The 11,914-nt window shown below is 30.1% G+C and carries 18 protein-coding genes and 1 pseudogene; 18 read left to right on the top strand and 1 reads right to left on the bottom strand.

The window, feature by feature from the left end; all coding sequences use genetic code 11:
• Nucleotide 1 precedes the first annotated feature (1 nt).
• The 13 genes from ACQPVP_RS08825 to ACQPVP_RS08765 all read left to right on the top strand — a co-directional run bounded on the left by ACQPVP_RS08825 (nt 2) and on the right by ACQPVP_RS08765 (nt 5,464).
• Complete coding sequence (locus tag ACQPVP_RS08825; RefSeq protein WP_430849162.1) at nt 2–319, top strand: hypothetical protein; 318 nt, start codon at nt 2–4, stop codon at nt 317–319.
• A gap of 61 nt (nt 320–380) precedes the next feature.
• Entirely contained in the window at nt 381–689 is a 309-nt protein-coding gene (locus ACQPVP_RS08820) for a DUF4406 domain-containing protein (protein WP_430849160.1), read from the top strand.
• Between the two features lie 13 nt (nt 690–702).
• Nucleotides 703–969, top strand: coding sequence for a DUF6275 family protein (locus ACQPVP_RS08815; protein ID WP_430849158.1), 267 nt, complete (start codon nt 703–705; stop codon nt 967–969).
• A 100-nt stretch (nt 970–1,069) separates the two neighbouring features.
• Entirely contained in the window at nt 1,070–1,651 is a 582-nt protein-coding gene (locus ACQPVP_RS08810; RefSeq protein WP_430849156.1) for a hypothetical protein, read from the top strand.
• Nucleotides 1,652–1,674: 23 nt separating this feature from the next.
• On the top strand, nt 1,675–2,583 hold the full coding sequence (locus tag ACQPVP_RS08805; protein ID WP_430849154.1) for a capsid protein: 909 nt from the start codon (nt 1,675–1,677) through the stop codon (nt 2,581–2,583).
• An 11-nt stretch (nt 2,584–2,594) separates the two neighbouring features.
• Nucleotides 2,595–2,825 (top strand): hypothetical protein, encoded by a 231-nt coding sequence (locus ACQPVP_RS08800; RefSeq protein WP_430849152.1) that lies wholly within the window; start codon nt 2,595–2,597, stop codon nt 2,823–2,825.
• A 34-nt stretch (nt 2,826–2,859) separates the two neighbouring features.
• Complete coding sequence (locus ACQPVP_RS08795) at nt 2,860–3,222, top strand: hypothetical protein (RefSeq protein ID WP_430849150.1); 363 nt, start codon at nt 2,860–2,862, stop codon at nt 3,220–3,222.
• A gap of 1 nt (nt 3,223) precedes the next feature.
• Entirely contained in the window at nt 3,224–3,547 is a 324-nt protein-coding gene (locus ACQPVP_RS08790; RefSeq protein WP_430849148.1) for a hypothetical protein, read from the top strand.
• Nucleotides 3,547–3,939, top strand: a complete 393-nt coding sequence (locus ACQPVP_RS08785; RefSeq protein ID WP_430849146.1) for a hypothetical protein — start codon at nt 3,547–3,549, stop codon at nt 3,937–3,939. Before ACQPVP_RS08790 ends, ACQPVP_RS08785 begins: the two co-directional genes overlap by 1 nt.
• Complete coding sequence (locus tag ACQPVP_RS08780) at nt 3,940–4,323, top strand: phage tail terminator protein (RefSeq protein WP_430849144.1); 384 nt, start codon at nt 3,940–3,942, stop codon at nt 4,321–4,323.
• A gap of 10 nt (nt 4,324–4,333) precedes the next feature.
• Entirely contained in the window at nt 4,334–4,789 is a 456-nt protein-coding gene (locus ACQPVP_RS08775; protein WP_430849142.1) for a phage tail tube protein, read from the top strand.
• An 11-nt stretch (nt 4,790–4,800) separates the two neighbouring features.
• Complete coding sequence (locus tag ACQPVP_RS08770; protein ID WP_430849140.1) at nt 4,801–5,142, top strand: hypothetical protein; 342 nt, start codon at nt 4,801–4,803, stop codon at nt 5,140–5,142.
• A 10-nt stretch (nt 5,143–5,152) separates the two neighbouring features.
• Nucleotides 5,153–5,464, top strand: coding sequence for a Gp15 family bacteriophage protein (locus tag ACQPVP_RS08765; RefSeq protein ID WP_430849469.1), 312 nt, complete (start codon nt 5,153–5,155; stop codon nt 5,462–5,464).
• Between the two features lie 14 nt (nt 5,465–5,478).
• Here ACQPVP_RS08765 and ACQPVP_RS08760 read toward each other — a convergent pair whose 3' ends face one another.
• Complete coding sequence (locus ACQPVP_RS08760) at nt 5,479–6,432, bottom strand: restriction endonuclease (RefSeq protein WP_430849138.1); 954 nt, start codon at nt 6,430–6,432, stop codon at nt 5,479–5,481.
• Between the two features lie 89 nt (nt 6,433–6,521).
• Here ACQPVP_RS08760 and ACQPVP_RS08755 point away from each other — a divergent pair, with 89 nt between their 5' ends.
• The 5 genes and pseudogenes from ACQPVP_RS08755 to ACQPVP_RS08735 form a co-directional block, all read left to right on the top strand.
• Complete coding sequence (locus ACQPVP_RS08755) at nt 6,522–9,119, top strand: hypothetical protein (protein ID WP_430849136.1); 2,598 nt, start codon at nt 6,522–6,524, stop codon at nt 9,117–9,119.
• Between the two features lie 14 nt (nt 9,120–9,133).
• On the top strand, nt 9,134–9,484 hold the full coding sequence (locus tag ACQPVP_RS08750) for a DUF6711 family protein (protein ID WP_430849134.1): 351 nt from the start codon (nt 9,134–9,136) through the stop codon (nt 9,482–9,484).
• An 11-nt stretch (nt 9,485–9,495) separates the two neighbouring features.
• A complete protein-coding gene (locus tag ACQPVP_RS08745; RefSeq protein ID WP_430849132.1) occupies nt 9,496–9,738 on the top strand; it encodes a hypothetical protein in 243 nt (80 codons plus the stop codon).
• A gap of 16 nt (nt 9,739–9,754) precedes the next feature.
• A complete protein-coding gene (locus ACQPVP_RS08740; protein WP_430849131.1) occupies nt 9,755–10,129 on the top strand; it encodes a hypothetical protein in 375 nt (124 codons plus the stop codon).
• Nucleotides 10,130–10,505: 376 nt separating this feature from the next.
• A pseudogene (locus tag ACQPVP_RS08735) lies at nt 10,506–11,914 on the top strand (hypothetical protein); the annotation flags it as partial.

The raw sequence follows: 11,914 nt of genomic DNA, 5'->3' as shown, positions 1-11,914 counted from the left end.
AATGGATGAAAAGAGTAAAAATGAAATAGTTGAACTTATAGAGTGGAGGAAAGGTATAGAATGTATTAATGGAATGGAGAACTATTATTGGGAACCTCTAATAGAACTGTTAAGCAAAAATGAAGTTGATACAATTGAGTTTCTAAGGGCGTGTTCAGATGAACAGCTTTATTGGATAAGTGAAGTATTTGAAGATATTTCAAATAAATTTCAAAGCAAAGAGTTTGTAGATTTTCTAAAAGAACTACAGAAAGATCACCCTAATGCAGATATGGAACTAGATATTCAAGCTGCTGAATATAGATTAGCGGAAGAATAAGCACTTACTAATTTAAATAGTAGGTGCTTTTATTATGCTTAAAAGTAAGGAGGATTTAATTATGAAAAAATTATTCATATCTCAACCAATGAGAGGTTTAACAAAAGATGAAGTTTTAAAAGTAAGGGAAGAAATTAGAGCGAGGGCTGAAAAACAAATAGGAGAACCTGTAGAAGTAATAGATTCTTTCTTTACAGAATATCCAGGAGAAGTGTGTAAATCAATACCTATGTGGTATTTAGGAAAATCTATTCAACTTCTTTCACAAGCTGATATTGCATATTTTGGTGGAGATTGGAGAAATGCAAGAGGTTGTAAAATTGAGTATGAAGTTTCAGATAAATATGGAATTAAAATAATAGAGGAATAATGGGTAGTTAATTATGAATGAAAAAGAATTTTTAGAGTGGTGTAAACAAGAGGTATGTGATTATACCAATAAACATTTAGATAAAACAGATAAAAAGGAAATCACAACAGAAGATGTATATATGGTATGGAGTTGCAAAACACTTCAAAATAATAAAGCATTACTTAGCACTACTTTATTTGATGGAATGTATTATGAGTGTACATACAATGGAGATAAAAAAGAAATGTATGTAGATGCTTATAAGAAATGGGAAAATTATAAAGTTGAGTTAAATTAAAGTCTTAGGAAACTAAGGCTTTTTATTATGCCCAAAACTTGCTTAAGGCTTTAAACTGTGCATGGAAATTAGTCATACGGACATTAAACGGAGGTATTTTATGTTTTTAAAAAATTTAAGAATGAGTAGATTTATGGAAGCTGATAATGGAGCAGGTAGTGGAGCAAGTACCGGTGATGTAGAAACTACTGAAACTAAAACAGATGCAGAAGAAACTACTCAAGAAGAAAAGACTTTTACTCAAGCTGATGTTGATAAGTTAATTAAAGAGAGGATAGCTAGAGAAAGAAAAAATCAGTTGTCTAAAGAGGAATTAAAGGCTTATCAAGAGTGGAAAGAAAGTCAAAAGACAGAAGAAGAAAAGAAGAATGAAGCTTTAACTAATGCTGAAAAAGCTAGAATAGCAGCAGAAGAAAGAGCTTTATTAGCTGAAACGAAAGTAACTTGTTTATCTAAGGGAGTTGTAGCGACTTCTGTAGATGATGTAGTTATATTAGCTAAAGCCATGGTTAAAGAAGATGTAACTATTGAACAGGCTATAGATAAGGTATTAGAAAAATATCCAAGTTTTAAGGGACAACAGCAGCAAGAAGAACAAAAAGGATTCATAATTGGTGCTAGTAGTAATAAACAAAAAGAAAATTCCAATGATGCTTTAGCAAGAGCATTTGGAAATATATAAAAATAAGAAATGGAGATGATTAAATGGCAACATACAATTATGCTGAACAATTTGAAAGAGAATTACAACAAAAATATGCAAGAGAATTAACTTCATATGCATTAGAGCAATCTAACCCACAAGTTAAATTCATTAATGCACAAACTATTAAACTACCTAATATCACAGTAAGTGGATATAAGGACCACAATAGAAGTAATATGGGTTTCAATACTGGAACAATATCTAATGATTGGGAGCCAAAGAAATTAGCTCACGATAGAGATATAGAGTTTGCTTTAGATCCAATGGATATAGATGAAACCAATTTAACTTTGGAAGTAGCAAATGTTCAAAATGTATTTGAAACAGAGCAAGCTATTCCAGAAAGAGATTCATATAGATATTCCAAGTTATATTCAGAAGCTAAGACTTACGCTGCAAATGGAGCTGTAGTAGATACTACTACAACATTAACTACAGCTAATATTTTAGATTGGTTTGACACTCAAATGGAGAAGATGGATGATGCAGGAGTACCATCAGAAGGAAGAATACTTTATGTTATTCCTTCAATTCATAAAATGCTTAAGCAAGCAGAAGGATTAACAAGAAATGTTGATGTTAATTCAAATAACGGGAAAATTGATAGAAGAGTTTACTCTTTAGATGATGTAAACATAGTAAAAGTTCCATCTGGTAGAATGAAAACTAAGTATGAATTTACTAACGGATGTGTTGCTGCAGGAGATGCAAAACAAATTAATATTATACTTATTCATCCATCTTGCCAAGTAACTAGACGTAAATATGCTTATATGAAGTTATTTACTCCTGGTACTGATTCAAGAACAGCTGATAAGTATGTATATCAAACTAGAGAGTATGGTGATACATTCTTAATTAAGAATAAAGCGTGTGCAATTGCTATTAATGCAGAAGCAGAAGGATAGGAGGACATAGTATGAAAGCTGTAATGGAAAATAAGGTTTATACAATAGATGAAACTCAAAAAGCTATGTATCAAGCACAAGGATACGATATTACTGAAGATGATGGAACTATAATAGAATATGGAGCAGGTAAGTCCGTTGCATATGTGGAATATAGAGCTTTAGAAGAAAAGGTTGCAAAGCTAGAAAAAGAAAATAAAAAGCTAAAAGAAGAAAATAAGGAATTAAAGAAGGGTGCTTAGTAGTATCCTTCTTTTAGTTTAAGGATGTGATTAAATGTCTTATGCAGACGGCACATATTATAAAGAATCTTTCGGAGGAACTATTATTCCAGAGGATTCGATAGATAGTAAATTAGAAAGAGCATCAGATCAAATTGATACACTCACTTATAACAGAATTGTTGGAATAGGATTTGATAACCTTACAGAATTTCAAAAGGATAAGGTTAAAAAGGCTGTATGTATACACGCTGAATTTATAGAACAGTATGGAGCATATATAAATACACCTTTAAGTGCTTTTAGTGCTGGTAGTACATCTGTTAGTTTTAATACGAATAAGGTTAATGGAATAACTACTACACAAGAAGTATTAAATTATCTTAAGCAAACAGGATTAACTTGTAGGAGGTTATAGTATGGGATTAAAATTACCCTTTCCTAAATGGTTAGCTAATACACCTATAGAAGTATGGTTTGAAGGAACTAATACAGATGGTGATTATGAAGAAAATAGAATCTATAAAGGTAAATGCATCTATACAGATAAATCTAGACAAGTTCTTAATGCTGAAAGACAATTAATTACTCTTAGTGGGAAAGCAGTTATTGAAGGATCTATTTATGATGGGCCATTTGAAGGTTATGTAAAAGTAAATGGAGTAAAGAAAAAGATTTATTCTATTGAAAGACCTTTAAATCCGGATGGAACAGTATTTAGCACGGAGCTTAGTTTGCAGTAATGGGCGTAAAAGTAAATATAAAGCTTAATAAGGCTAATATAAATAAACTTATTGAAGCTCATTCAAAAGCTTTAGAAATGACAGCAGACGCTGTTTTAAGTGATATAAAAGCTAGTGCAGTAATTCCAAAAGAAACTGGAGAACTAGAACGTAGTCATTTTGTAGATACATCTCAATTAAAAGATGGAATATCAAGAATAATAGCTGGAGGTGGTGATACTCCATATGCTAGGAGGTTATATTGGCACCCAGAATATAATTTCAGAAAAGATAAGAACGCTAATGCTCAAGGTAAATGGATGGATGATTATTTGTATGGAGAAAAGCAACAATTTATTAAAGATACTTATTCTACATTCTTTAAACAACTTAGTAAGGGGTTGATAAAATAAATGTTATTAAGTGAGATAAGAGAATTTTTAAAAACTAAAATAGATAGTCCACAATGGTACTTAAATAAAGTTGGAGATAAGGAAGAGAGTATTACAATTTATAATACAACTGGACCAGCTCCAAGAATAGCTTTAGGAGGTTTAGAGCAAACAAGCTACACCACTAAGGCTATTTCTATTTTAGTACATTGGGGCAAAGACAGTAATAAAGCTGAATTAAAAGCACAAGAAGTTTATAATGCTTTCTTTGGTCAAGTCGGTTTAATTGGAGGTAAGAGTGTCAAATTATTTAAGATGAAAACTGACTCTCCTATTTATGTAGGAACTGATACAGAGGGCATTATTGAATATGTAATTGAAACAATAATTTATTATGAAAGGTAGGTAATTATATATGGCATTTACAGGAGTATTTCCAGTTTATGATCTTAAATTTAAGATTGGAACTAAAGGGAAAGCAAGTACAGATGAAGATATGGCAGTTATAGCCGATATGGAAACATTCTCGATTTCTATTGATGGAACAGTAGAAGAATGGACACCAATGGATACTGCAGGATGGTCTAGAGCATTAATGACAGGAAAGAAGTTTACTGTAGGTTTAAATGGTAAAAGAAATGTAGGGGATAAAGGTAACGACTATGTAGCAAATACGGCATGGAAAGATGGTTTAGATTGCTCTACCAAGGGAGAAATAGAGTTCCCGGATGGCTCAAAATTAACATATAACTGTGTTATTAATGTTAAAAATGTTGGTGGTGGAGATAGTACAAATGTTGCACCACTTGAATTCGATATGCAGGGTGATGGAAAGCCAACTTACACACCAGCAACAAGTTTACCAGTTTAGGAGGATAAGAAATGGCAAGAGTATATGATATTATAAGTAGATTAGAGAATGGTAATCAAAAACCAGTAGTAAAGATTGATGAAGATCATGAATTTAAGATTAATAATAGTAAAGCTGCTGCTTTTAGAATAATGGCTTTAGTAGATGATGATAAAGTAAAAGAAGATGAAAGACTAGAAGGAATAATTAAAATTGGATTAGGAAAAGAAGCTTTTGAATATATTGAAAGTCTTGAATTAAGTATGCCTAATTATAATTTAATTATAAGTGCAATAATGGCAGCTATAGGAGATGTAGACATAGAAGAAATAGAGAAAGAAGCTAAGAAAGCTAAAAAGAAGCCCAGAGAATAAATGGTATGACATAGTAGAAGACTTCGATTTAATAGAAGCTTCCTTTGCTATGCAATACGGGATTCGTTTAAGAAATGATGATATGTCCTGGAGTGAGTTTTGTACATTATTAACTGGAATAATGCCAGAAACTCCTTTAGGACAAATTGTTTCCATAAGAAGTGAAGAAGATAAAGATATTCTTAAAAACTTTACTAAAGAGCAACATAAAATAAGAAATGATTGGAGAAATAGAGTAAATCCAATTAGAGATATGTCTAATGAGGAAAAAGAAGAAGAGATTAAAAAAGTACAAGAAATATTTGCAAAAGCTTTTGGATAAAAAAGAGCACGGAATTATTCTGTGCTCTTTTGATATTTAATTAAAAATTCTTCAAGAGTAATGTTTAAAAAGTAAATAGGAGAATTGCATTCATTTGATAGTATGCCTAAGTCGATCATTTGAGCAATAATTGCTGATGCACGATTAAAGCCAATTCTAAGCAAACGTTGTAGCATACCTGTTGATATACGTTCTCTTGCAAAGGCATAGCTTATAGCATCTAATAGCAAGTCTTCTTCGTCATAATCAAAGGGTAAATTGATTTTAGAAATTTGATGTTTAATCATTTCCTTTTTTGTATTAATATCTTTTAACTCTTCTTGGATATTACGTAATGAAGAATTAGTATTGTTTGATTCTTCTTTAATATTCTTCAATGAAGATTGGATTCTATTGTTTTTATTAATTTGTTTAAGTAAAGAGATTAATTCTGTTCTATCTATCAGTATTACATTTAATGAATTTGCTAATTGGATAGCAGCTTTTGTAAATGTACTATTTGTAATAACAACAGCTACATCACATTTATAAAAATCTTTACCACTGTAAATTTCTTGAACAGCTTTGTTACTAACAGGGTTAGAATAAAGTTTACATTGAATTGCATATTTTATTCCAGATTTTGAAGCTAGAATATCAACGCCGTAATCACCAGAACCACTGGTTACTTTTACGTTAGAATAGCCTAACTTTTTTAAAAGGTTTGCTGTGTAATGTTCAAACTGCCAGCCATCAGAAAGATTATCAATATAAATTATTTCATTATAAGGATTTATTTTATTAGAATTATAGTTTTTAAAAATTTTAGTCCAAATAATAATACAATCAATTAACCATCCAACACCAAAAAAACCGAGTGTAAAAAGATATAGCACACCAATTTTATGTTTTTTTAAATAAAACTTATGAGCACCAAAGAAACCAAAGAAGAAACAAAGAAAAAATTCAATATAAAGATTTTTTTTCAATATTTTCACCTCATTTAATAGTATTTACCAATTAATAATACAATAAATGTACCCTTAGTGGTAGTGGCTATTTAGAAAGGAGTGTATGTATGAGTGATAGCGTAGGTAAGATAAGTTTGGATTTAGAGATACAGAGTGATATAAGTAAGCAAATATCAAATGTATCTGGCAATATAGCAAATAATCTTAGAAAGTCATTAAGTAGTGGAATGAAAAGCTCTCTTGAGAGTGTTAATAATACTACGAAAAAGACTTTAAATAGTATTACAAGCAATATAAATTCATCAATGAAAAAGTCTATGACTAATATAGCTAAGACTATGAAAAGTATTTTAAGCAATATAAAAATGCCTAAGATGAACATTCCTAAACCTACAAACGTATCTGCACCTAAGAAAGTAGATACAAGTGCAAATGTTAGTAAAAGAGGTCCACCTACTCTTGAATTGGAGAATTTAACAAATGCTAAATTAGGGAAAGAGCAAGAATTAGATATAGCAGAAAGACAGATTGATAATTTAAGAAATAAATCAAAATTATTAAACAAACAACTTAGTAATACTTTTAATAAAGAAGGTAGAAATAAATTAGAAGCTCAAATATTATCAACTGAATCTAGAATGAATTCTTTAATTAATAAAACAGAAAAATTAGGTAGAGAAAAAATTAATTTAGAAAATAAGATTGCAAGATTAGGGAATGAAAGTGTTAAAACAGGAAATAAATTAGGTTTATTTAATAACTTAACTTCTAAAGGAAATAACTTAAATAAAAAGCTGGGTAATTCTATAAAAAGTTCAAGTGGGAACATGAAGTCTTATAGTTCCGGTTTAGGTAGTACTATAGGACAGATGTTCAAATGGATGATTATTCTTCCTATGATTGTTAAGGGGTTAACTGCCATGGCTACAGGAGTTTATAACAACTTAATGACCAATGAACAGTTTTCAAACTCTTTAGCACAAATTAAGTCGAATTTAATGATTGCATTTACTCCGATATATGAAGCTATATTACCAGCTATAAATGCTCTAATGAGTGCATTAAGTGTAGCAACTCAATATATAGCAAGTTTTATAAGTGCTATATTCGGGAAAACATTTGAACAAAGTAAGCAAGCTACACAAGGGTTAATAGATGCTAAAAATGCTATGGGAGTATATGGAGATAGTGCAAAAGCTGCTGGAGAAGCTGCAAAAGATGCATTAGGTTTAGCAAGTTTTGATGAAATAAACTCTTTAAATTCTCAAAGTAGTGGAGATAGTTCTGGAAGTGGCGGAAGTGGAACAAGCGGAGTTCCTTCATTAGTTACACCAGCATTAGATACATCAAGTGTTGATAGTGCTATGAAAAAGCTTACTGATAAAATTAAAGCGTATTTTAATACATTTAATTTTGATCCATTAATACAATCATTTAATAGACTTAAGAAATCAGTAGAGCCTATAGTTAATAACTTAGGAAAAATTATTAAATGGTTTTTAGTAGAGATACTTGATCCATTAGCACATTGGACTATATCAGATTTATTGCCAGCTTTTCTTAACTTAATAGCTGGTGCATTAGATTTTTTAAATCCAATATTAGAAGTATTTATGAGTTTAGGTTCTTGGCTATGGGATAGTTTCTTGCAACCAATAGCAAGTTGGACAGGTGGAGTTATAGTTGATGTACTCAATGGATTAGCAGACATATTAAGTAACATCGGAGATTGGATTAGTGAAAATAAACCAATTGTAGAAGATTTGATTTTAGTTATAGGAAGTTTTGCTGTAGCTTGGGGATTAGTTACAGGAGCAATGAATTTATGGAATATAGCAGTTGGTATTTGGAACTCTGTAGGAGTAATAGCGACAGCGGTTACTACAGGTTTTGGAGCTGCTATGACAGCTATAAATTGGCCTCTACTTATAGTAGTAGCAGCAATAGGAGCTGTAATTGCAATAGGAGTTCTTTTATATAAGCATTGGGATGTCGTAAAAGCTAAAGCAATAGAAGTATGGAATGGAATAAAAGCTAAATTTGAAGAATTTAAAAATTGGCTTGGTAATGTATTTGCTACAGATTGGTCTAAAAGATTTGCTTTTCTTGGAGATATTTTAAATGGATTATTAGCAAACGTTAGAAATATATTTAATAGTGTAAAGCAAATATTTAGTGGAATAATTGACTTCATAGCAGGAGTATTTACTGGAAATTGGTCCAGGGCATGGCAAGGCGTTGTAAGTATATTCTCTGGAATAATGAGTGGATTAAGCGCAGTAATGAAAGCTCCACTTAATGCAGTTATTAGCTTAATAAATGGAGCAATTAGTGGATTAAATAAAATATCTGTAGATATACCTTCATGGGTACCTGGATTCGGTGGTAAAACATTTGGAATTAATATACCTAAAATACCTATGCTTGCAAAAGGTGGGTTAATAGATTCTCCTACACTAGCAATGATAGGAGAAACTCACAAGAAGGAAGCAGTAGTCCCATTAGAAGGTGACACTAAGGCATTAAATCTAATAGCGGATAAACTTATGGAGAGATTAGGTGGAACTAATATATCTAATAGTGAAAAAGATAGAGCAATACAAATAATTTTAAAACTTGGAGACATAGAGTTTGCAAGAGCTTTAATTGATAGTATTAACAAGTTGACAGAAATGAATAACGGTGAATGTTTAATTAATTTATAAAGGAGTTGGTAATCATGTCTTATTTAAAAATAAACGGAGTAGAGATGCCTGCTCCTTTGCCATATACAGCAATGATAAGTGATTTAGATTCTGATAAATCTAGTAGAAATACAAAAGGAAGATTATATAGAGACAGAATTGCAACTAAAAGAAAGCTTGAACTAGAGTGGGGAATATTAACTGATGCAGAATGTAAAAAGATACTTAATGCTGTAGAACCAAAAGAGGTCACAGTAGAGTTTATTGATGCACAAAATGGAATAATGACTTGCACAATGTATGCAGGAGATAGAAGTCCACAGATATTACAAACTAGTTCTGGTACGTTTTGGAAGGACTTGAAATTTAGTTTAATAGAATGTTAGGAGAGATTGATATGTTAAATACAAATAAAAATATAACTTTAAGTGGTACAAGTGTAATAGATGGAGTACAAGTAGCTTATATGAGTGCGAGTATTTCTACAGATGGAGGAAATGGAGCTAACGTAAATAAAACTATAACTAATCAAGAGGTTTACAATACAAATAAGGTACAAGTAAGAGCAGACATAAAAGCTTTTGAGGATGAAGTTTATAAAATAGAAGATGAAATGATGGCTAAAAATTTAGAGGAATAGAAGGGTAGGTATAATTATGAAATTAAGTAATGAAAGATTAATTAATAGTGTTGGTGTATTAAGTAAATTAAATAATTCAGAATTAGCAGTAAAGACAAGTTATAAGCTTTCTAAGAATATAAAAACTCTTGATAAAGAAATAGTTTTATTTAATGAAGAAAAGCAAAAGCTAATTAATAAATATGCTGTTAAAAATGAAAAAGGGGAAAATAAAATTGAAAATGGAATAGTTGAAATAGCAGATACAGAGAACTTTAATAAGGAATGTAGAGAATTATTAGATATAGAAGTTGATGTTAAAATAGAAAAAATAAATATAGATGAACTTGCTAAGAGTAACTTAACAATAACTCCTGGTGAGCTTTCTCTTATAGATTATTTAATTAAATAGATCCTTCTAAAAATCTAAGAAAGGAGGGAGAATTATTTATACTACAAGTGCTGAATATAAAGAAGAAATAAAAAATCCTAGCAGAAGTTTTGAATGTAAAGTTACAATAGGAGATAGAATATATACTGGTGATGAGGTACAAAGTATTGATATAAATGGTGGAATACAAGATGTATTTTCTATAGGCAATACACCTTCAATTTGTTTAGATTTAGTATTAAGAAGTACTTCTGATACAATTTACAGTACTACACCTATAAATGTAGAAATAGGATTAAATATAAATGATAAAATTGAATATATTCCTTTAGGTATTTTTAATATAGATAGTATAAAGAAAGATGATTTTACTATTAAAATTACAGCATATGATAATATGTCTAAATTTAAAATAGCTTATTTTAGTTCTTTAGGGGACACACCTACTTTAACACAAGTAGCAAATGAAATAGCAACTAAAACAGGAGTACAATTTGAAGGAAGCCTTCCAGCTTATAACGTTAAGAAACTGGACGGCTTTTCTTGTAGAGAAGTATTAGGATTTATAGCTAGTTTATGTGGTGGTAATGCAATTATAAAAAGAAATGGGAAATTTACAATAGTATATCCTACTGATATAGATAGAGATATTGGAGAAGGTATTTTCGATTTTACCAGGGAAGAAGTAAAGTATAAAATCGGAAAAATAACTTGTAAAGTTGGAGATAGTGAAACAATTTCTAAAGGTAATTTAGGATCAGATTCTATGGAATTAGAATTTGAGAATCCATGGATGAATGCAACAATATTAACTGATATTTATAATAGATTGAATGGGTTTGGATATTTAGGTTATAACCTAAAGTGGCAAGGCGATCTAAGTTTAGATATAGGAGATATTATTACATATAAAGATGATAAAGGAGTAATAAGAAAACTACCTATATTTAATAGAAAATTAAGCTATGATGGTGGACTAGATAGTGAGTTATCAGCTAAAGGAGAAACTAAAAACAAAAACTCATTTGATTCTAGTGGATCTATGAGTAAAAAAGTAAATAGAGTTGTTACTGATTTAGCTATAGTAAATGAAGCATTAATAGAAAAAGCTAATATTTCTGACCTTAAAGCAACTAATGCAGAGATAGCCAATTTAAAAGCTAAAGATGTTGAAATAGAGAATGCAATAATAAAGAAAGCTAATATAGAAGATTTAAATGCAATTAATGCAAGTATAGAAAATTTAATAGCAGAAGATGCAAGAATAACTAATTTAATATCAACTAAAGCAAATATAACAGATTTAACAGCAACTAATATAAAATTTAATGTAGGTAGTGGGGGAACATTAGACCTACAAACATTACTTTCTAAGTTTGTTACTGGAGAAAACGGACAATTTTTAAATCTAACAACAGATAATGTTACTATTTCTAATGCAGTAATAAAAGATATTATAGCTAAGAATATAAGCGTAGAAGATTTAAAAGCAGGAAAAATATCTACTAATAAATTTACTGTAGCTAGTGATGATGGTGGAATAACTATAGTAGGACCAACAATGCAATTTAAAGATAAATCTAATAAAGTTAGAATTCAAATGGGGCAAGATACTCAAGGAAATTTTAACTTTATTTTGCGTGGAGAAGATGGTACTACAACACTTATAGACCATACTGGAATAAAAGAAAAAGCAATTGCAGATGATTTAATAAAATCCAATATGGTGGCAGAAAATGCTATAGGAGAAAAGCAGATTAATTATAGTTCTCTTATTACCGGACTTAATAAAAATGATAATACAAG

It is taken from the genome of Clostridium nigeriense (assembly GCF_050585265.1).
GTDB classification, from domain to species: Bacteria; Bacillota; Clostridia; order Clostridiales; family Clostridiaceae; genus Clostridium; species Clostridium nigeriense_B.
This window is presented reverse-complemented; position numbering and strand designations above follow the sequence as displayed.